21 protein-coding genes and 1 other annotated feature (1 of these 22 running past the window's edge) are annotated in these 19287 nt (G+C 36.5%); of the genes, 8 read left to right on the top strand and 13 right to left on the bottom strand.

The window, feature by feature from the left end; translation table 11 throughout:
* Positions 1 to 171 (bottom strand) — a binding site (T-box leader) (it extends 49 nt beyond the left edge of the window).
* A 187-nt stretch (positions 172 to 358) separates the two neighbouring features.
* The 9 genes from ACLBXA_RS00820 to ACLBXA_RS00780 form a co-directional block, all read right to left on the bottom strand.
* The gene (locus ACLBXA_RS00820; protein WP_001137549.1) at positions 359 to 1552 is read right to left on the bottom strand and encodes an MDR family MFS transporter; all 1194 of its coding nucleotides are present in this window, start codon (positions 1550 to 1552) and stop codon (positions 359 to 361) included.
* A gap of 239 nt (positions 1553 to 1791) precedes the next feature.
* On the bottom strand, positions 1792 to 3015 hold the full coding sequence (locus tag ACLBXA_RS00815; RefSeq protein ID WP_000380177.1) for a cation:proton antiporter: 1224 nt from the start codon (positions 3013 to 3015) through the stop codon (positions 1792 to 1794).
* Positions 3016 to 3018: 3 nt separating this feature from the next.
* Complete coding sequence (locus tag ACLBXA_RS00810) at positions 3019 to 3516, bottom strand: cation:proton antiporter regulatory subunit (protein ID WP_001026053.1); 498 nt, start codon at positions 3514 to 3516, stop codon at positions 3019 to 3021.
* Between the two features lie 34 nt (positions 3517 to 3550).
* Positions 3551 to 4117 (bottom strand): tyrosine-type recombinase/integrase, encoded by a 567-nt coding sequence (locus tag ACLBXA_RS00805; RefSeq protein WP_000454200.1) that lies wholly within the window; start codon positions 4115 to 4117, stop codon positions 3551 to 3553.
* Between the two features lie 348 nt (positions 4118 to 4465).
* The gene (locus ACLBXA_RS00800) at positions 4466 to 6316 is read right to left on the bottom strand and encodes an FtsX-like permease family protein (protein ID WP_000897786.1); all 1851 of its coding nucleotides are present in this window, start codon (positions 6314 to 6316) and stop codon (positions 4466 to 4468) included.
* A 16-nt stretch (positions 6317 to 6332) separates the two neighbouring features.
* A complete protein-coding gene (locus ACLBXA_RS00795; RefSeq protein ID WP_000165855.1) occupies positions 6333 to 7094 on the bottom strand; it encodes an ABC transporter ATP-binding protein in 762 nt (253 codons plus the stop codon).
* Positions 7095 to 7326: 232 nt separating this feature from the next.
* Positions 7327 to 8349, bottom strand: a complete 1023-nt coding sequence (locus ACLBXA_RS00790) for a DUF418 domain-containing protein (RefSeq protein ID WP_086403249.1) — start codon at positions 8347 to 8349, stop codon at positions 7327 to 7329.
* Between the two features lie 136 nt (positions 8350 to 8485).
* Positions 8486 to 8635 carry a hypothetical protein gene (locus ACLBXA_RS00785; RefSeq protein ID WP_001129340.1) on the bottom strand — a complete coding sequence of 50 codons (150 nt, stop codon included), beginning with the start codon at positions 8633 to 8635 and terminating at the stop codon, positions 8486 to 8488.
* Positions 8636 to 8650: 15 nt separating this feature from the next.
* Complete coding sequence (locus ACLBXA_RS00780; protein ID WP_000840869.1) at positions 8651 to 8914, bottom strand: YtzC family protein; 264 nt, start codon at positions 8912 to 8914, stop codon at positions 8651 to 8653.
* A 111-nt stretch (positions 8915 to 9025) separates the two neighbouring features.
* Here ACLBXA_RS00780 and ACLBXA_RS00775 point away from each other — a divergent pair, with 111 nt between their 5' ends.
* From ACLBXA_RS00775 to ACLBXA_RS00760, 4 genes are all read left to right on the top strand, one after another.
* Positions 9026 to 9985 (top strand): TIGR01212 family radical SAM protein, encoded by a 960-nt coding sequence (locus ACLBXA_RS00775; RefSeq protein WP_000868035.1) that lies wholly within the window; start codon positions 9026 to 9028, stop codon positions 9983 to 9985.
* Positions 9982 to 10554, top strand: coding sequence for a class I SAM-dependent methyltransferase (locus tag ACLBXA_RS00770; RefSeq protein ID WP_086403250.1), 573 nt, complete (start codon positions 9982 to 9984; stop codon positions 10552 to 10554). The genes ACLBXA_RS00775 and ACLBXA_RS00770 overlap by 4 nt, the downstream gene beginning before the upstream one ends.
* A gap of 354 nt (positions 10555 to 10908) precedes the next feature.
* A complete protein-coding gene (locus ACLBXA_RS00765; RefSeq protein ID WP_000579346.1) occupies positions 10909 to 11583 on the top strand; it encodes an aspartate/glutamate racemase family protein in 675 nt (224 codons plus the stop codon).
* Between the two features lie 119 nt (positions 11584 to 11702).
* Positions 11703 to 13004 (top strand): PepSY-associated TM helix domain-containing protein, encoded by a 1302-nt coding sequence (locus ACLBXA_RS00760; protein ID WP_086403251.1) that lies wholly within the window; start codon positions 11703 to 11705, stop codon positions 13002 to 13004.
* Between the two features lie 37 nt (positions 13005 to 13041).
* On the opposite strand, the gene ACLBXA_RS00755 is transcribed toward ACLBXA_RS00760, so the two are convergent.
* Together ACLBXA_RS00755 and ACLBXA_RS00750 are read right to left on the bottom strand one after the other, a co-directional pair.
* A complete protein-coding gene (locus tag ACLBXA_RS00755; protein WP_001102476.1) occupies positions 13042 to 14106 on the bottom strand; it encodes a tetraprenyl-beta-curcumene synthase family protein in 1065 nt (354 codons plus the stop codon).
* A gap of 40 nt (positions 14107 to 14146) precedes the next feature.
* Entirely contained in the window at positions 14147 to 14950 is an 804-nt protein-coding gene (locus tag ACLBXA_RS00750) for an alpha/beta hydrolase (protein ID WP_063675885.1), read from the bottom strand.
* 74 nt (positions 14951 to 15024) lie between these two features.
* Here ACLBXA_RS00750 and ACLBXA_RS00745 point away from each other — a divergent pair, with 74 nt between their 5' ends.
* The 3 genes from ACLBXA_RS00745 to ACLBXA_RS00735 all read left to right on the top strand — a co-directional run bounded on the left by ACLBXA_RS00745 (position 15025) and on the right by ACLBXA_RS00735 (position 17369).
* Positions 15025 to 15537 carry a gamma carbonic anhydrase gene (locus tag ACLBXA_RS00745; RefSeq protein ID WP_086403252.1) on the top strand — a complete coding sequence of 171 codons (513 nt, stop codon included), beginning with the start codon at positions 15025 to 15027 and terminating at the stop codon, positions 15535 to 15537.
* 143 nt (positions 15538 to 15680) lie between these two features.
* Positions 15681 to 16214, top strand: coding sequence for a phosphatase PAP2 family protein (locus tag ACLBXA_RS00740; protein WP_000868582.1), 534 nt, complete (start codon positions 15681 to 15683; stop codon positions 16212 to 16214).
* 12 nt (positions 16215 to 16226) lie between these two features.
* Positions 16227 to 17369: a glycosyltransferase family 4 protein gene (locus tag ACLBXA_RS00735; protein ID WP_001261652.1), complete on the top strand. Its 1143-nt coding sequence runs from the start codon at positions 16227 to 16229 to the stop codon at positions 17367 to 17369.
* Positions 17370 to 17647: 278 nt separating this feature from the next.
* Here ACLBXA_RS00735 and ACLBXA_RS00730 read toward each other — a convergent pair whose 3' ends face one another.
* Positions 17648 to 18250 (bottom strand): molybdenum cofactor guanylyltransferase, encoded by a 603-nt coding sequence (locus tag ACLBXA_RS00730; RefSeq protein ID WP_000092360.1) that lies wholly within the window; start codon positions 18248 to 18250, stop codon positions 17648 to 17650.
* Positions 18247 to 18756: a MogA/MoaB family molybdenum cofactor biosynthesis protein gene (locus tag ACLBXA_RS00725; protein WP_000117130.1), complete on the bottom strand. Its 510-nt coding sequence runs from the start codon at positions 18754 to 18756 to the stop codon at positions 18247 to 18249. The genes ACLBXA_RS00730 and ACLBXA_RS00725 overlap by 4 nt, the downstream gene beginning before the upstream one ends.
* Positions 18757 to 18992: 236 nt before the next feature.
* On the opposite strand from ACLBXA_RS00725, the gene ACLBXA_RS00720 reads away from it, so the two are divergent.
* Entirely contained in the window at positions 18993 to 19172 is a 180-nt protein-coding gene (locus ACLBXA_RS00720; protein ID WP_000424798.1) for a hypothetical protein, read from the top strand.
* Positions 19173 to 19287 lie beyond the last annotated feature (115 nt).

The raw sequence follows: 19287 nt of genomic DNA, 5'->3' as shown, positions 1-19287 counted from the left end.
TAAAAATATACATTCGCTTAGATCCGTAACGTGGATTAACGGCAATTGCTACTATTAGTTTCACAACTGCAACTCAAAGGCGAGTTCATAACGAAACGTGGATTGACTTGCACCGACCGTCAACTCTCTAAACCAGCTTCTATTACTACTACTCCTTCTCACTGTTATTACACATATGAGTTAATGTGAACTACCCTCCACTTAGTATCTCTAAAAAGCTTACTTAAAGCGGGGCTTCTCGGTTAATCGTTACTTTTAATAACTAACGAATTCGTCTTAAGACAGCCGAGCTATCTCCCTTGTTCTAAAGGTTGTTTTATTTAAATATATTCTAAAACATGTTACATGTTCCGTCAAACTAAACTGCAATTTTTTCTTCAACTGTTTCTTCTACTTTTACTCGTTTATCATACATGCTCGTTGCTATAAGCGCTACTACAAGCATTACCATGATTGCTATAAACAATACTTCCATATTGTATAAATCAACAATCGCTCCGCCAACGACCGGCCCGAACATTTTCCCTACAGTCGCCGCGCTATTTACAACACCTTGATAAAAACCTAGTTTATCTTTTGGTGCAAGTATATTTGCAATCGTCGGAACTGCTGGCCACACAAATAATTCACCGATTGTTAATGTTACCATCGCAACGAGGAACATCGTAAATTGCTGCGCTTGACTTAACACAATGAATGACGCCGCAAAAATGAAGATTCCAATCATAATTTGCTGTTTTAAAGAACGCTTCATCCAGCGAATTAGCATACTAACAAGTGGCTGCGCACAAACAATCATAGCTCCATTTATCGTCCATAATAAACTATAATGACGAAGGCTAATATTCAATTCTTGCATATGTGTTGCAATCGCTCCTTGCCACTGTACGTATGTAACCCAGCATAAAGCATATGCTACACACACGATCAGAAGTGCTTTAAATCCAGGTGTAAGTGACCAACCTTTTTTCGTTTCGATTTCCTTTTGCACTCCTGGCTCTTTCTTGTCTTCCATACCACGGAATCCAATAAAAGCAATTAAGAAGAAAACAAAATATAAAATAAAATTCGCTAAGAAAATATAATCAAAACGATATGATGCAACTAATCCACCACACGCTGTTCCAATCGCAATACCAACATTTTGTCCAACGTACATCGCATTAAATGCCCGTCTTCCGCCCTCTGGCCAAACCGTACCAACCATCGCATACATCGATGGGAAGACCATTCCAGAACCGAAGCCGATTAACGCTAGCCACACAACATATAACGGCCAACCGTGGAAGAACACAAGACCTAAAATTGATACAAGTGTAATAACAATTCCTACTAAAGTTGATTTATAACCGCCCCATTTATCAAATAAAACACCGCCGAGCAAGTTTCCGATTACACCAGTAAGCGAGTTGATCATTAATACCATTCCGGCCACAGATAAAGATTTTCCTAGGTGATCATGCAAATAAATTGTATTAAAAGGCCATAAAAAAGAAGCACCCGTGACATTAATAATCATCCCAGCTACTAATAGCCATACTTTCCTTGGCATAGTTTCCCCTCCTATTCTATTTTTTTCGTTCATATATATAACAGTAAAATTGTAGTCGTTTTTAAATAGGAAGGCAACTGATTAATAGTTGATGAAATTCAGATAATGGTTCATCGGTAAATGAAATTATACTGATCCCTGTTTGAAAATATATTGACTTACCGACAAAAACGACATCAGTAACAATATATAAATAAGGGGAGACTGTATGAACTTCATACAGTCTCCCCTTATTTATATTATCCAACTTCTTTTTCTCGCTTCGCACGTTCTTTAGCGCTCCATTTAAATATTTTATCTAATACGGAATATATTCTCCCAGATTCTTTCGTTAACAAAGGTCCTAACGATGCCAATATTAAAACATACAGGGCTGAGAATGGTTTAATCGTTGCCATTAAGCCGCCCGCAATTCCAATATTCGCGACGATAATGGAAAACTCTCCGCGTGATACAAGTGTTAAACCAATATTCGTAGAAGCCTTATGCGATAATCCCGCTTTACGCCCCGCAACCATTCCAGCGGTAAAATTACCGATAAGAGTAATAAAAACTGCTCCTAATGCCAACCACACTGCTCCTCCAAGTGAAAATGGATCTATACTTAAACCGAAGCTGAAAAAGAATATAGCTCCAAAGAAATCACGAAACGGAACAACGAGCTGTTCAATTCGATCACTATGCTCCGTTTCTGAAAAGACGAGTCCTAGTAATAATGCTCCAATCGCCTCTGCAACATGAATCGTTTCTGAAAATCCTGCTACAAAGAACAAAATAGCGAATATTACAATAATAAAAATTTCATTGGACGAAATATCTAACATTTTATTTAAAAACCTTGTAGCTTTTCTAGCAACTACAAAGAATAGTAACATATACCCTACTGCGATTAAAATGGATGTGAGAGCACCTACAAATGACGTTGCCCCTCCGAGTACTAATCCTGAAACGACTGATAAATATACCGCTAAAAAGATATCGTCAAACATAATGATTCCTAAAATTAGTTCCGTCTCTTTATTACCAGATCTTCTTAAATCAACAATTACTTTCGCAACAATTGCACTCGATGAAATTGTTATGATCCCAGCAATAATTAATGTTTCTAATAAGGGGAAACCCATTATATATCCGTAAAGTAAACCTAATATAAAATTAAGCGATATATGAACAGTTCCCCCAAAAGCAATTGATTTTCCTGATTTAATTAATTTTTTAATTGAGAATTCTAAGCCTAAATAGAATAAGAGGAATATAACGCCAACACGGCCAAGGAAGGAAATAACTTCTCCGCTTTCAATAAATCTTAAATCGATAAGCCCTAAATCTGGGGCATGAGGCCCCACTAGCATACCGAGTATAATGAGAAACGGAATAATCGAGAACTTTAACTTTGCAGCGAGAATAGCTGCAAAAGCGACTAATACTAACGCAGTCCCAACTTCAAAGATTAAAGTATCCATCGATTATGAATCCCCTCCTACTGAAAGCAACTCATTAATAATTCTTTTTACTTCATGTCTTTCACCTGATAATACAAGCATATCGCCAGCTTCAATGATAGAATCTGGGCCTGGATTAAAGAACTTCTTCATATTCTTTTTCAAAATGGCAATAATCGTTACATTATATGTGTTTCGGACATGTAAACTACCAATTGTTTTTTGTACGACTGGTGCATTATTTTCCACCTTAAACCACTCAATTGATAATCCTTCAAAGGCCATTTCAATCGTATCTAAAGCTTGTGGCCTATACACCATTCCGCCCAATATAGCTGCAATTTGTCTCGCTTCAGAATCACGAAGAGAGACGCTTGAAATACTCTCCTCATGATCAGCATCAAAATGGTACATTTCTCTTCGGCCATCATCATGAATAACGATAACCATCTTTTCATTACCTTTTGTAATCACTTCAAACTTACATCCAATACCTGGCAGTTCACTCTCTCTAATATTCATATTTTCCGCCTCCTAATTTTTTTAGTTACGGCTTTTATAAATCGACATCAATCTCCGTTTTAAAGGTCTCATCCTTTGAGATACCTAAATACTTTAGCGTCTCTGATGGAGTCGCGTGATGAAAATGTTTTTGCAATAGCGCAATCGCTATCCCTCTTTTGTACGCATGAAATCCAAACGTTTTTCGCATTGAATTCGTTCCGATCTTACCAACAACTCCAACTGCTTCTGCAGCATTATGAATTACACGATACGCTTGTTGGCGCGTAATTGAATTTGGCGTTTTATTAGATTGAAATACGTAATTTTCTCTTTTAACGCCAATAGATTGTACGTAATCTAAAAGCGCTTCTTTTACTTTTGTATTTAAATAAATATCTTGTTTAAATTTTTCATCTTTCACAGGAAGAGAATAAAACTCTTTAACAGTCCCGTCTTCATTTAATACATCTTCAAATTTCATGCCAAGTAGTTCTGTAATTTTTAATCCTGTGTTAATTCCAATAACAAATAAAAGATAGTCTCGCTGGGAGTGCTCTTTTAAATATTTTTTCATAGCCTCAATTTGGCTTATATCTTTTAATGCCTCTACAACTTCCATACATGTATTCTCCTCATCTTATGAACGGTAATTTTCTCATCATGTTGTCCATTTTACCTTATCATGCTATGAGATTTCCATGTATTATCCATTATTTTCACAATATACTTTTGTGATCCAAGCAATTTTCAATTTGGAAATTTACGATTGTACAAATACGTTGTGGTTAGAAAAGAAATAGGGGATAAAAGTTCAGCTTCTTTCTATAGATTGGATTCCTCCTTTCCTTATCCAGCTGCTTCTACTTTTATATTACGTTACTTATTTACATTATATTATATATTTCAGTAACATTAAAGTATTTTTTCTGAAAATAATAAAAACCGAGCAATTTCGCTCGGTTTTTTATTAATCTTCTTTCGGAAGAACAATTCCTTTATACAATTGAACTGTAATAAGGTAATAAATCGTGTAAATAACTACGAAAATTACGATTGGTATCCAAATACGGAAGTACGGATCGACTAAAATAAATCCGAAAATATTCATACCAACTAATACGTGAGCGATACCCACAATTGCTGGGAATAAGAATACTAAGAATAACTCTTTATAAATTGATTTCGTTAATAATTCACGGCGTACACCGATTTTACGAAGCATTTGATAACGCGTAATATCTTTTGATGCACCAGAAAGAATTTTGAACATAAGACAGCTTGCCATCATTGCTAAGAAAGCAATTCCAAGGAAGAAGCCCATAAACACTGTTCCGCTCGCAACACCGTAGAACATGTCATACACTTGATATTTACTACTCATTTGCTCAGCTTTTACATTTTTATATTTAGCTAGCTGCAACTCGTCAATTTTTTTCCATTCTTTTGTGTATGCTACGAAATCGTCTGTTTTTCCAGTAAATACGATTCCTTCTTTACCATTTACAGTATCATACATTTTTTGATCTACAACTTTAATGGCACGATCTTGGTATATATAATATGGTTGGATTGTTCTAAATGCCTCATCCCATTCTTCCGGCATTGTTTTTTCATTTTTATCTTGTTCTGACCTCACTCCTGCTACTGTACCTACTGGAGCTTCTCCTGAAACTTCTTTATATTTACCGAAACTTTCTTTACCTACACCATCTCGAATAAATGGCTTATGTTTCTCTAAATCTTCTTTTACATAATAAATATATTTGTCGTCTACTTTATAACGGTACTCAGCTTTATTTTTAAATGATATACCATCTAAAATTTTCTTCTCTTCAGCTGTAGGATTATGAACAATTGAATCGTAAATTTCAAATCCATCAACCGTTTTTATAACGTTATTTTTAAATGCCATACCACCTGAAATTGCACCAGCTCCAAGAGCAACTAACATCGCTACTGTTGCAAGTACCTTTGTTAAGCTATTAATACGGAAATTTAATTGTGCAAATGTAAAAGCATTAAGTCCTTTTTCACTACGCTTTTTATTACTCTTTAACTTTTTAATAATAACTGGAAGGAGTGATCCAAATAGCATATAAGTACCTGCTGTTGTTGTAACTAATGCAATAAGGATTCCCATTTCTCTTAATGTTTCCATATTAATCATAGCTGCATAACCAATACCTAATAAAATAACCGCTAGGAATGCAACTAAACCTGTCATTTTTCCTTTTACCACAACACGTTCTGTTTGTGCATCTGCATGTACAAGTTGCAGTACAGAAATACGTGATAATTTAATACTGTTCATAATTGCTGATAATACAAATAGCGCAAAGAAGAAGATGCAAGTAACAGTCATAGATGGCAGGTAAAATGCTTTATAGCCTTCACCAGCAAATTCTAATTGTTTCATTAATAATTGTCCGATACCCTCTGCAAGTCCTACACCAACTGTAATACCAATGGCAAGAGACGCAGCGCCTAATACGATCGTTTCAATAAACATAAGTAATGTAACTTTATGCTTTTTTGCTCCTAGCATCATATACATACCGAACTCTTTTTGACGAAGAGATAATAAGAAAGAGTTCGCATATAAAATATAGAAGAACGTTATAATAGCTAGTAAAAATGAACCTGCTTGGAATACGAATCCAATTGATTGAATAACTGAGTTAGATTCGATAAACGCTTTATTCAGCGCTAACGTTTGGAACATGTAAAAAATTGAAATCGACATGACAAGACCGACAAGTAAGACGATATAATCTTTCAGCTTACTTTTCAGCCCCGACATGGAAAGTTTAAATAACATACTGGAACCTCCTTTCTTACGCTTTTTGTGTACCTAAATCTGCAAGTACATCTAAAATTTCTTTGTAGAACTCTTCACGCGTACCACCGCGATGAATTTCTTTATACAGCTCACCATCTTGAATGAATAAAATTCGCTGACAATAACTTGCACTATACGGATCATGTGTAACCATCATAATAGATACGCCTTGTTCTTCATTTAAGTTTGTCATCGCATCAAGTAAACTCGCTGCATTTTTAGAATCAAGTGCTCCTGTTGGCTCGTCCCCTAAAATAATTGCTGGCTCATGCACAAGTGCGCGCGCTGCTGCTGAACGTTGTTTCTGCCCACCAGATACTTCAGATGGATACTTTTGAAGAATTTCTGTAATCCCTAGCATACCCGCTACTTTTTCTACTTTTGGTCCAATGTTACGTGATGAAACACCTTGAAGAGAAAGTGGAAGTGCAATGTTTTCATAAATAGATAAGTTCTCTAATAAGTTGAAGTCTTGAAAAATGAATCCTAACTTTTGTGAACGAAAATCAGAAAGTTCACCTTGCTTCATTTTCGTAATGTCCGTACCTGCAATTTCAACAACGCCGCCCGTTGCTTTATCAAGCGTTGAAATTACATTTAACAATGTCGTTTTACCAGAACCAGATGGCCCCATAATTCCAACAAACTCACCCTCTTGAATTGAGAATGAAACACCTTTTAACGCATGTGATTGGTTCTCACCTTTTTTACCGTACACTTTTTGGACGTTTTTCACGTCTACAACTGGTTTCGTCATATATATCCTCCTACGCTTGTTTTTCCATTACCTATTTTGCGCTTTTTGGAAGTGAACTGCTATTTGTTAACATTACATTTACCTTACACTTTTGTAATATAAAAAAGATGAGTGTGTAAGGTTCGTTGATAAATGAAAATTTTATTAGCGATTCGACAAGTAATATCGACTTACCGAAAAAGATGACAATAAAAATGGGCTGTTCCACAAAAGGAACAACCCACTTCTCTCTTTATTTCTTTAAAGGTGTTACCGTCCAGTAAGTAACAACTCGCCAAATCCATTCTAGTGGACCCATTTTAAAGACCTTCATCCAAATTACGCTAAACAAAATTTGAATTGCATAAATTGCAATACACACATATAACGTCTGCATGTACGTTAAGTTTTCTGCAAAGTTAAATACACTGCCCGCAATTAAAATCATTGCAGTTTGTCCAATATAATTTGTTAAAGCCATTCGTCCATAATATTTCAGTGGTGCTAACAATGTTTGAACCGATTTTAATTGAAGTAATAAAATTAAAGCTCCAACATAGAAAGCTGAAATAATAGGTCCTACTGTAACACCAATTTTTAAAAATTGGCCTGCAGCATTCATTGTTCCATCATCATTCTCAAGTATCATATTTATAAATGGTTCAGCAGGAACGTGCCCGTATTGATACCATACAGCTACGACACTTAAAACAAACATAACACCTGTAAAAATAGCGACTTTCTTTATATTTTGCGTGAGATTTTCAAATACACGATATTGTCCTGCAGCAAGCCCTAATAAAATTAAGCCAAGTGGTAATAACTCTTTAACTCCCATTACACTGAAGGCAATTGTCAAAATAAGTCCTAGTACTAAGTTCACTTCTTTTTTCGCTTTATAAAACGGTAAAACGATTAACCCGCAAATTGCGTATAACGCTAATGCTTCTCCAGGCTGAAACATGTGATGAATTAAACCAAAAATAAATAATGCTACTAAGCGACGTAAAAATAAAACATAGCCATTTTTCCCTTTCGCAATCGCTCTTGAAATAAAGATATAGAATCCCACTCCAAATAAGAATGAGAAGATTGAGAAGAAACGACCTTCTACAAATAAATATAAAAATCTTTGATAGCTAGCATCCACTGTATTAGGATCTGGAATTTTAATGTTAAGTAGTGCGAGAATATTTACTAAAATAATCCCTAGTAGTGCAAAGCCACGAATGTAATCTAACTCATCAATTCGCTTGTTTGTAATATTGTTCCCCATAAAGCAACTCCTTGTATAAAATTTAATCCTTCCTTACTCTACTGGAGAAAGTTGCTCACAACTATCGACAAACCTTACAGTAATCTTACATTATTGTCATATAACAAAATAAAACCAGGTCATATTTCGACCTGGTTTACTCTGATTGTTTCGATTTTTGCGGTTGTCCTTTTTTACTATTACGCTGTTTTACTTGAACAATCGGATCAAGCTCATTCGAAAATTCAGCGTTATGTCCATTTTGCGTTTTTTGCTCTGGATTATTTTGATCTGAACGTTTCGCCATTACATTCACTCCTTATTAGTGCGGTGTAATAATCATTTGATGTTGCAATTGGCGAATTGCCATACGTGCTCTATTTAACTGCTCACGTTGCTCATCATTCGCATGTTGTTGCATCGTTTGTAAATCGTTATATGCTTGTTCTAATTGTAACTGCGCATCCGAATACTCCATCGTATTGTAATGCTCTTGTCTCATACCTTGGTCTAATTGTTCTTTCGCATATTCCACCGCTTGTTCCGCTTGTGTAATATACGATTCAAGTGATTGACGCTCTGCCATAATTGTCCCTCCTTGCTTCAATTCCCCTTTAGTGTGTCCCTTCCATCTCTACCTTATGAGTATGTTATAATGGATTTTGTTTCATTTTGACTCGGCTTAGGAGGGAAAGTAATGAAGGTTCAAAACCCTTTTCCATATACAAACGACAATAAACGTTATCATACATGGAATTACCATTTACGAAATGAATTTGGTGAAAAAATCTTTAAAGTTTCATTAGATGCTGGCTTCGATTGCCCGAACCGGGACGGTACAGTTGCTTACGGCGGTTGTACATTTTGCAGTGCTGCCGGATCTGGTGACTTCGCTGGTGATCGCCGCGATGATGTTATAACGCAATATCATGAAATGAAAGAAAAAATGCGCTCAAAGTGGAAAGACGGAAAATGTATTGCTTATTTCCAAGCGTACACAAATACACATGCACCACTTGAAGTTTTAAAAGAAAAATTCGAACCGCTTCTAGCAGAAAAAGACGTTGTCGGTCTTTCTATCGCGACTCGTCCAGATTGCTTACCAGACGATGTCGTTGAATATTTAGCGGACTTAAATAAACGCACATACCTTTGGGTTGAACTCGGTTTACAAACTGTTCACGAACGAACTGCAAACCTTATTAATCGCGCTCATGATTACCCATCTTACGTGGAAGGTGTAAATAAATTACGTAAGCATGGCATTAGAGTTTGCTCTCATATTATTAATGGTCTTCCACTTGAAGATTACGACATGATGATGGAAACAGCTCGTGAAGTAGCAAAGCTTGACGTACAAGGAATTAAAATTCATTTACTTCACTTATTAAAAGGAACGCCAATGGTGAAGCAATATGAAAAAGGACAACTCGAGTTCCTTTCTCTTGAAGATTACGTAAGTCTCGTTGTTGACCAACTTGAAATGATTCCAGAAGACGTAATTGTGCACCGCATCACAGGTGACGGTCCGCCTGATTTAATGATTGGCCCAATGTGGAGCTTAAATAAATGGGAAGTATTAAATTCCATCGATGCAGAATTTGTACGCCGCGGAAGCTGGCAAGGAAAATATGCAAATGAGGAGAAACAAAAATGAAATTAGAACGTGTATTACCGTTTGCTCGCTCGCTTCTGCAAACGGCAGTAAAAGAAGGCGATTACGCTGTAGATGCAACTTTAGGAAACGGCCATGACACTTGCTTCCTAGCTGAAATCGTTGGAGATAGCGGAAAAGTATTTGGATTTGATATTCAAAAAGAGGCAATCGAAAGCTCAACAACTCGTCTAAAAGAAAAAGAACTTTTTGAACGTACTGTTTTAGTTCACGATAGTCACGATACTCTTCTATCCGTATTACCAGAAAATGAAAAAGGAAAAGTAACAGGCGCAATTTTCAACTTAGGTTACCTTCCAGGCGGAGACAAGCATATCGTTACAAAACCGAACTCAACAATCTCAGCGATCGAACAACTATTAGAAGTAATGGCACCTGAAGGTATCATCGTTCTTGTCATTTACCACGGACATCCAGAAGGACAAGTAGAACGCGACGCTGTACTTACATTTGCTGAAAAACTAGACCAAAAACAAGCTCACGTACTACGATATGGCTTCATTAACCAGCAAAATAACCCGCCATTTATTGTGGCGATTGAAAAGCGATAAAGTGAAACTTTAATCAGTGGGGGCATCCCCACTGATTATTAGTTGAACCAATCGGGCATTTATGGGCAGTTTATCTCCCACCTAACCTCTTTGCTCCAGGCGAATTTTAAGGTGGGAGTTTTACTGCCCGTTAATGCGGGGTAATATATCAACGATTTTTCAATTATATCTATCGTAACTCGGGATATATCAACGATTTTTTCGATATATCTATCATAACTTACAATATATCAACGATTTCTCGGATATATCGATTGTTCGACAAAACGTAACAAAAAAAGACGTGCATTCACTGCACGTCTTTTTTTATTCTCCTATATAATGGATATATACAATCTTAAAGGAGATAAACCAATGATCGGAATACTAGCAGGAATGGGGCCAAAATCAACTGGACCATTCGTCGATACAGTTGTAGCAAGGTGCCAAACAATATACGGAGCAAAGCATGATATGGACTTTCCTCATATGATGATTTATTCGTGTCCAACACCGTTTTACATGGATCGCCCTATTGATCACGGAGCGATGAAAAAAGCGATTATTGACGGAGCACAAAAACTTGAAAGTACTGGCGTAAGCTTTATTGCCATGCCGTGTAATACGGCGCATCTTTATTTTGAAGAATTACAGCGTTCGCTTTCTATCCCGATTTTAAATATAGTCGATGAAACGTTACAAGCAATTCCTGAAAATACAAAAAGAGTCGCTCTTCTCGCAACAGAAGCAACTGTTCAAGCTAGGATTTACCAAGATGGGATTGCAAAGCGTAATATAGAATACATTCATCATGAAAAATGGCAGGAAAGCATTAATCAAATTATTACTTGCATTAAATCTGGAGAGATTGAAGAAGCTCGCGAATTGTGGAATACGCTCGTTTTACAACTGAGAGATGAAATAGATACTGCAATTATCGCATGCACTGATTTGAATGTAGTGGCTAGTGAGGATTTTGTTGATTCCTCTCAATGTCTTGCTGATGCTGTTGTTGAAATGTATTTATCAAATAAGAAGAAACATTTATAAACGTTGAAACCCCTAAAAACTTTTAACTTTCTTCACAATTCTTTCAAAGTAATCACACTTAATCTCGCTATATTAAATAAGTAGTTATTCATATAAGGAAGGTTAGGGGAACTGAAAGTATGAAAGTAAATCGTTCGCTTCATTACATTTTTTGGCGTTGGCATTTTTATGCTGGACTTTTTATTACGCCGCTTCTTATTACTTTGTCACTGAGCGGAATTGGGTATTTATTTCGGGAGGAAGTTGAAGATTTCATCTATAAAGATTTATATTTTGGAAAGAGCGCTCAAACAGAATCTATTTCGATGGCTGATTCTATTTCCTTAACAGAGAAAAAATATCCACATTATAGCGTGGCGAAAATTAGTGAGTTTAATGGGGATTATAATACGAGACTTACGATTGCAAATGAGTATACTGGGCAACAAAAATATGTGTATTTAGATAGTAATAATCAAATTGTTGGGGATCAAAACGCAAGTGAAACGTTTGCCAATATCATGCGGGAAGTACATAGTTCTCTTTTAGTTGGTGGCACTGTCGTCAACTATACTGTAGAACTTGCGGCATGCTGGACAATCTTTTTAATTGTAACCGGATTGTACATGAGTATACGCCAATTCAAAAACACACCATCATCCAATAAGCGAGAAAAGGCAAAAAGACGTCATTCTATTATCGGTATTATATTTACAATTCCTCTCTTTCTGCTAATCGCATCTGGATTGCCATGGTCAGGATTTATGGGGAACCAAATTTATAAAATTGCATCTTCTAATGAATCACTCGGATATCCAAAATTGTACATGGCACCGCCTGAATCAAAGGTAAAAGAATTGCCGTGGGCAACAAGAAAAGAAGCTCCTCCTGAATCGAATTCAAATGAACCGAAAGCAATTTCTGTCGATGAATTACAAAAAGGAATTGAAATAAAGAAGCCATATGTTATTTCACTACCAGCTGATCCGAAAGGTGTATTCACTGTTTCGAAATCGAGCGGTTCTGGTATTACAGGTATGCATGTTGCACCAAGTGAAGAGATAACAGCTTACTTTGATCAATATAGCGGGGAACTCATTTCAAAAACGGACTATCGTGATTATGGATTACTTGCACAATGGTTCACTTACGGCATCCCACTTCACGAAGGACATTTATTCGGATGGCCAAATAAAATATTATGCTTACTAACGACATTATCTCTATTACTTCTTATTTATTACGGAGTAAAAATGTGGTTAGCAAGAAAGCCAAAAGGAAAATTAGCAGCACCTCCAAAGCAAAGAGATAAGAAAAGCGTACTCGTTTTCTTTATCATGATGATTATACTAGGCGCTGTCATGCCTTTATTCGGACTATCTGTTTTAGTTATTTTTGCGATTGAACTTCTCATATATGTATTTTCAAAAATACGATCATAATAAAAAGAAAACCACTCTACATGAGTGGTTTTCTTCATCACTGCGCCATTTTCTTTCGGTACATCTTCCCGTTCCAATAGAAGAATCGTGAAGTGAGGCCTCCGTATTTTACAATGCGCCGTGCCATTTTGTGCATATTCTTTTGTGCTGATACTTTTTGATCTGATAAATAAATACCAAGTAATCCTCGGCTTATGAGACGATGAAACTTCGCATGAGGTAAATCACCAATGCTCTTCTCTGCTTCTTCTACAAAGTGTTTCATACGATCTAATATAGCTTGCTCGTTTTCATAATAACTACAGAAATTCAAATCCCCGCCTATACGGTCTTCTTCTTGATCGATGAAATAATCAAGTAAGATATGAAGTCCTTGTACGTAAGGGAAGTACCCTTGTCTAATTTTCGCAATATCTTCATCATGTAATTCATCATGAAATGCATATGCTACAAGACAGAAAATTCCAAGTGTAGAACCGGCACATGCTGAAAACTCAAACCAACTCATCTCAGGTAAGTTTTCTTTATGTGCTTCAAACCAAGTTTTCAGGCGCGGCTCTCTTTCTTCTAACTTCACGTGTTTATGAATTTGCAAATCACAATAATAACAAGCAAGTTCATGCAGAACAGGAGCAATTTTTTCATAGTGCTTTGTTTTCTTTAAAACATCTTGGCACGTTTCAACAAGTTCATCTAAATAACCACCATCATCTTGATCATCACGATAACGATAATAATTACCGCCACCTTCCACTTCAGGTGATAGTGCCATTAACATTGATTCATGTAGAGCGGCAAAATCATTCGGATCAAGTGATGTACTGCGATCACATAAATTATCTAAATAGTCACTGATTGTTTGATACGCTACGATAAAACGAATACATTCCTCTCGGTGTTCATTTGCTAGCAGCGATAAAATGCCACCACCCTCACAATGAAACGTTTTATGCTCAATACTTGCGATTGCCTGACTATGAAGCTCATCATTCGGAATATGGTAGGCACGCTCTTTCCACATCGCTAGCTCATGGTGTACAACCGGAAACACATCACGGTATACTTTCGCCATGAGCGTTATGGGATTACTCGGTACGTTCACTTCTTCCTTCATCTCCTCTATTAAATGTACAAATAATGATTTATTTGTTTGTTTTTACTATATTATTGACATGCATTTCAGTAAATGACTGAATATAATTCAAAATTTCATCACGCTCATACTCATTTAATAACTCATGATAACAATTCGGCCATTCTTTATATGCCTTATCACTTATTTTAACATTATCAAACCACATGCGGACACGTGTTTTATCTACAAGTTTATCCTCACATGCTTGCATTAGCAAGAGCGGAACGTCTGGAAAATCGTCTATTTTTTTATGAGCAATTTCGATAGACTTAATCAATTCACTATACCAACGTACTGATACTTTGCGCAAGAACAATGAATCATTCTCCATTGCATCTCTCACTTCATGATTCCTTGTTGACATTTCCACCGTAAGATTCGTTGCAAATTGCAATTTTGGAGCCACAACATTTAATATTTTTGCAGCAAATTGAAGCGGAGCAGAGGGTCCAGTCACTACCCCTAAACAAGGCGAACTCAAAATAATACCCTCTACATCTTCTCTCTTCGTTTCTTGCATCATACGAATGACGATAAGACCACCCATACTATGACCGAATAGAAAAATAGGTAACCTATACTTTCTTGCTTCTTTCACCCATAATTTAACTTCCTCTATGTATTCATCAAATGAATCAATATGTCCTCTATTTCTTGAAGTCGTTCCATGTGACGGAAGGTCCCCCATCACGACGTGGTAGCCGATGTGATTCCACATTTCCGCAACGGCTTCGTAACGTCCGTGATATTCCATTGCGCCGTGCACGATAACAATGACAGCTTTCGCTTCCTCTGCTTCATAATTCCACATATGGACCTCCTCCATTTCACTCTTTCTCATAATTTGATACACTAAAACTAGTCTCTAGGAAAGGAAGACTTTACATGATATATCCTTACAAAGAAAAAAATCCGAAAATTGCGAGTAGTGCTTTTATCGCTGACTATGTTACGATTACAGGCGATGTTTCCGTTGGCGAGGAATCAAGTATTTGGTTTAATACAGTCATCCGTGGTGATGTGTCAGCAACAATCATTGGAGACCGAGTAAATGTACAAGACCAATGTACACTCCACCAAAGCCCTCAGTATCCTCTTATTTTAGAAGATGATGTTACAGTTGGGCATCAAGTTATTTTACATAGCTGTCATATTAAAAAGGATGCTTTAATTGGAATGGGATCCATTATATTAGATGGTGCTGAAATTGGCGAAGGAGCTTTTATCGGTGCCGGAAGCCTCGTTTCACAAGGAAAGAAAATTCCACCAAACACGTTAGCTTTCGGTCGTCCCGCGAAAGTCATTCGTGAATTAACAGAAGAAGACCGTAAAGATATGGAGCGTATTCGTACGCAATACGTTGAAAAAAGTCAATATTATAAATCATTACAGAAGTAAATTTCCGCTGCCATAAGATTGGCAGCTTTTTTTATATAAAATCTAACTTTTTCTTTACAAAATATTATTACTCCCTCAATAAAATCTTATTAAAATAAAAGCTAATATCTCCATATATATGTAAACGAGGGAGGAGAATTTTCATGAAGGTCAGTGGATTATATAAAATAGAATGTTACATTTTTAAAGGAATTAATCGCTACTTTGATCAAAAAACATTAAACATCTTTTTCAGCAATATTACCCATATCGGTGGTGCTACTTTCTCCATTGCACTTACACTTTTCTTTTTAATTTTTGCAAAAGGGACTTTACACCAAGCAGCAATCGCTACTGCTATTTCTTTAGCAATTAGCCATATTCCTGTACAAATATTAAAAAGGTGGTATCCACGAAAACGTCCTTATTTAACAATTCAGGATGCGAAATATCCAGTCCATCCATTAAAAGACCACTCTTTCCCGTCTGGTCATACAACAGCCGTTTTCTCTGTCTTCATTCCATTTATTTGCTATAATCCAAGCTTACTTGCTTTCCTATTACCGTTAGCATTATGCGTCGGTATTTCACGTATTTATTTAGGACTTCACTATCCGTCAGATGTGTTCGTCGGCATGTGCCTTGGCACTTGCTCTGGCATCATCTCTTTTTATCAATTCATCCCACTTTTCACATAAAGGAGTGATATGATGAGAGTCGCCATTTTTACCGATACTTTTACGCCACAAGTTAACGGGGTTGCGAAAACGTTAGAACGATTAACAAGTTACTTTCAGAAAGAACAGATCGCCTATTCTGTTTTCGCCCCTCAGCATACAGCTGAAGATAATTTCGTAGCTAATGTGAACAAGATGAGAAGTATCCCGTTAACAATATTATATCCAGAATGTCGCTTTTCTTTTCCTACTCCGCGTATTAAACGGGAACTTCATTCCTTTAAACCTGACATTATTCACATTGCCACACCTTTCAACATGGGACTTTGTGGACTGTATTACGCCAAAAAGTTAAACATCCCAGTTGTCGGTTCTTATCATACTGATTTCGATGCGTATTTACGCTATTACAAAATTGAATTTCTCTCCAATATGCTTTGGAACTATTTAAAATGGTTTCATAGTCATATGCAAAAAAATTTTGTTCCCTCCTCTGAAACATTACATCAATTAAAAAATAAAGGCTTTCAGGCCCTCTCCATTTGGGGACGTGGTGTAGATTGCACACTCTTTCATCCAGCTTACAATACAGACCTATTCCGAAAAAAATATAATATTACAGCGAAGTACGTTCTTTCCTATGTAGGACGAATTGCTCCTGAAAAAGATATTGATACGTTGCAAAACCTTATCGTTAAAACATCGCATACTCGAAACGACATTCATTGGCTCATCGCAGGAGACGGACCTCTAGCAACAAATTTGCGTGAAGCTGTTCCACAAACAAATGTCACTTTTACTGGCTATTTACAAAGTGCAGATTTAGCTGAAGCATATGCTTGTTCTAACATAATGGTATTTCCATCAGCTACTGAAACATTCGGAAATGTCGTACTTGAATCACTCGCATGTGGCACACCTGTCATTGGTGCAAATAGTGGCGGGGTTAAAAATATTATTACAGATGGAAAAACGGGAATTCTTTGTCCCCCTAAAAATGAGGATGCATTTCTATCATCCATTTATTCTTTATTGCAAAATGAAGAAAAACTTGAGCAGATGGGAATAGCAGCTTCATCTTTTGCAAAATCAAAAAGCTGGGATGAGATCTTTCGCGGCTTACTTAACCAGTATGAAGAAGTCCTTCAGCATACCGCATCAGAGTTACTTGCTTGAACAGAAAAACTCCCTTCAAAAAACGAAGGGAGTTTATTACACACTTGTAAATTTTAGTTGAATGAATGATACATAAGGTGAAATATCATTTATTTCCATATTCATTATAGCAAAAATAAACATAACTAAACAGACTTGTAATAAAAACCCATAAAAATTAATATATGGTTATACAGTGTTTTTGCTGTATAATGATTTTAAGAATTCCCCTTAAAATCAACTTACTCACATACCTTTATACAGCAATTGTTCCCCAATTCTGTATATCAAAAAACCTTTCATTCATTTGAAAGGTCTTTTTGAGCCTGCACATATTCTTCTTTTGTATTTACATTTATAAACCAATCTGTATTCGCTTGTACATCTTCTCCAGCAACATACTTCACATTACATTGTGATAAAAGCTGCCCCATACTTCTTTTCTCTTCCTGAAGTAAAGCATAAATCTTTTCTTTCACGCGGTTATGATACGCTGCAAGTAGCGGCTGTTTTCTTCCATTAATAATAGGTACAACTGCATCATATTCATTGCTCGTTTGCTCCAGTAAAATGGTAAACCATTCATGCGAAACATTTGGCGCATCGCAAGGCATAATAGCATACCAATCTGCTTCTATGTATTCCATTCCTGATACAATACCGGCCAGCGGTCCATTCCCTTTATAGTGCGGGATATCTTCTATAACAGGAACTTGTACGAATTGCTCTACTCGCTCTTTTATATCAGAATGACTAATGACTACAACTTCTTGGAGCGCACTTGTCATCTCTTTCAAAATATGCTCAATAAAAGTACTACCTTGCCAGCTCGCTAACGCTTTCGGCTCACCAAATCTACTCGACATACCGCCCGCTAATACAATTCCAGCCCACCTACTCATTGGCGATGTAGCTCAAATGTAATATGGCCTAATTCCGGTAAAATTAATTTATTCATCGCAAGGCGAACCGCCCCGCTCGATCCTGGCATCGAGAAAACTACTTTGCGCCCAATTGTACCCCCAATCGCTCTACTTAACATTGCGCTGCTCCCGATATCTTCTAAATAACTAATCATGCGGAACAACTCACCAAACCCCACAATCTCTTTATCTAATAGAGCTGACACTGCTTCAATTGTTACATCACGCTTCGTAATACCAGTACCGCCATTTGTTAATACAACATCTACATCTTCCTTATGATAACCAGCTAACACTGCTTGCTGAATACTTTCTTTATCATCTTTTACAATTTCATAAGAGGTTACTGTATGGCCCGCTTCTTTTAACAATTCATGTAATAGTTGTCCGCTCTTATCCGTTTCTTCCGTACGTGTATCGGAAATCGTAACAATCTTGCAACGCACTTCTTTTGGGGCTTGTTTTTTATGTTCAGTTACACTCATTTTTTATCTTTCCTTTCTTAAAGACTTTTCTTCATTTTATCATACATATCTTTACACAATTATGTATGAAGCCACTCATGCGACATGATACAATATAAGTATACTAATCCACAAAAAGGAAAGTGCACTTTCTTATACTCCTAGACTACACATCTTTAGCTACTCCTTATATTTTCTACATAATAGAATTCAATTTTAAAACTTGTACTAAAAAATAAATTGGAGGTCTACATATTATGGAACTATATAAAAAATTAACAACAACATTTATCCTCTTATTCATCGCTTCAATCACTGTCGGCTTTTCCTTAAAAGGCGCAATTCCATACGCTACATTAGTAAGCATTATATTCGCGACACTATTTTTACTAAGCAGTGCCTTTTGCGCAGGTAAAGCACGTCAAATGAACGGTTGATTACATATGTTCCAGAAGAAACCCACCCTTTGTAAATCATGTAAAAAGGAAATACAAACGTATGAAAAGGCTTGATTCATATGCCCTTTCCAGCAAGTGGCATGACTAATATGAA

Source organism: Bacillus sp. D48C, from assembly GCF_053345735.1.
The sequence above is the reverse complement of the archived record's forward strand: the minus strand, read 5'-3'. Positions and strand labels throughout refer to the sequence as shown.

Bases quoted from the DNA above. Each gene is read 5' to 3' on its own strand.
- ACLBXA_RS00820 (WP_001137549.1), bottom strand. From the start codon at position 1,552: ATGCCAAGGAAAGTATGGCTATTAGTAGCTGGGATGATTATTAATGTC.
- ACLBXA_RS00815 (WP_000380177.1), bottom strand. From the start codon at position 3,015: ATGGATACTTTAATCTTTGAAGTTGGGACTGCGTTAGTATTAGTCGCT.
- ACLBXA_RS00810 (WP_001026053.1), bottom strand. From the start codon at position 3,516: ATGAATATTAGAGAGAGTGAACTGCCAGGTATTGGATGTAAGTTTGAA.
- ACLBXA_RS00805 (WP_000454200.1), bottom strand. From the start codon at position 4,117: ATGGAAGTTGTAGAGGCATTAAAAGATATAAGCCAAATTGAGGCTATG.
- ACLBXA_RS00800 (WP_000897786.1), bottom strand. From the start codon at position 6,316: ATGTTATTTAAACTTTCCATGTCGGGGCTGAAAAGTAAGCTGAAAGAT.
- ACLBXA_RS00795 (WP_000165855.1), bottom strand. From the start codon at position 7,094: ATGACGAAACCAGTTGTAGACGTGAAAAACGTCCAAAAAGTGTACGGT.
- ACLBXA_RS00790 (WP_086403249.1), bottom strand. From the start codon at position 8,349: ATGGGGAACAATATTACAAACAAGCGAATTGATGAGTTAGATTACATT.
- ACLBXA_RS00785 (WP_001129340.1), bottom strand. From the start codon at position 8,635: ATGGCGAAACGTTCAGATCAAAATAATCCAGAGCAAAAAACGCAAAAT.
- ACLBXA_RS00780 (WP_000840869.1), bottom strand. From the start codon at position 8,914: ATGGCAGAGCGTCAATCACTTGAATCGTATATTACACAAGCGGAACAA.
- ACLBXA_RS00775 (WP_000868035.1), top strand. From the start codon at position 9,026: ATGAAGGTTCAAAACCCTTTTCCATATACAAACGACAATAAACGTTAT.
- ACLBXA_RS00770 (WP_086403250.1), top strand. From the start codon at position 9,982: ATGAAATTAGAACGTGTATTACCGTTTGCTCGCTCGCTTCTGCAAACG.
- ACLBXA_RS00765 (WP_000579346.1), top strand. From the start codon at position 10,909: ATGATCGGAATACTAGCAGGAATGGGGCCAAAATCAACTGGACCATTC.
- ACLBXA_RS00760 (WP_086403251.1), top strand. From the start codon at position 11,703: ATGAAAGTAAATCGTTCGCTTCATTACATTTTTTGGCGTTGGCATTTT.
- ACLBXA_RS00750 (WP_063675885.1), bottom strand. From the start codon at position 14,950: ATGTGGAATTATGAAGCAGAGGAAGCGAAAGCTGTCATTGTTATCGTG.
- ACLBXA_RS00745 (WP_086403252.1), top strand. From the start codon at position 15,025: ATGATATATCCTTACAAAGAAAAAAATCCGAAAATTGCGAGTAGTGCT.
- ACLBXA_RS00740 (WP_000868582.1), top strand. From the start codon at position 15,681: ATGAAGGTCAGTGGATTATATAAAATAGAATGTTACATTTTTAAAGGA.
- ACLBXA_RS00735 (WP_001261652.1), top strand. From the start codon at position 16,227: ATGAGAGTCGCCATTTTTACCGATACTTTTACGCCACAAGTTAACGGG.
- ACLBXA_RS00730 (WP_000092360.1), bottom strand. From the start codon at position 18,250: ATGAGTAGGTGGGCTGGAATTGTATTAGCGGGCGGTATGTCGAGTAGA.
- ACLBXA_RS00725 (WP_000117130.1), bottom strand. From the start codon at position 18,756: ATGAGTGTAACTGAACATAAAAAACAAGCCCCAAAAGAAGTGCGTTGC.
- ACLBXA_RS00720 (WP_000424798.1), top strand. From the start codon at position 18,993: ATGGAACTATATAAAAAATTAACAACAACATTTATCCTCTTATTCATC.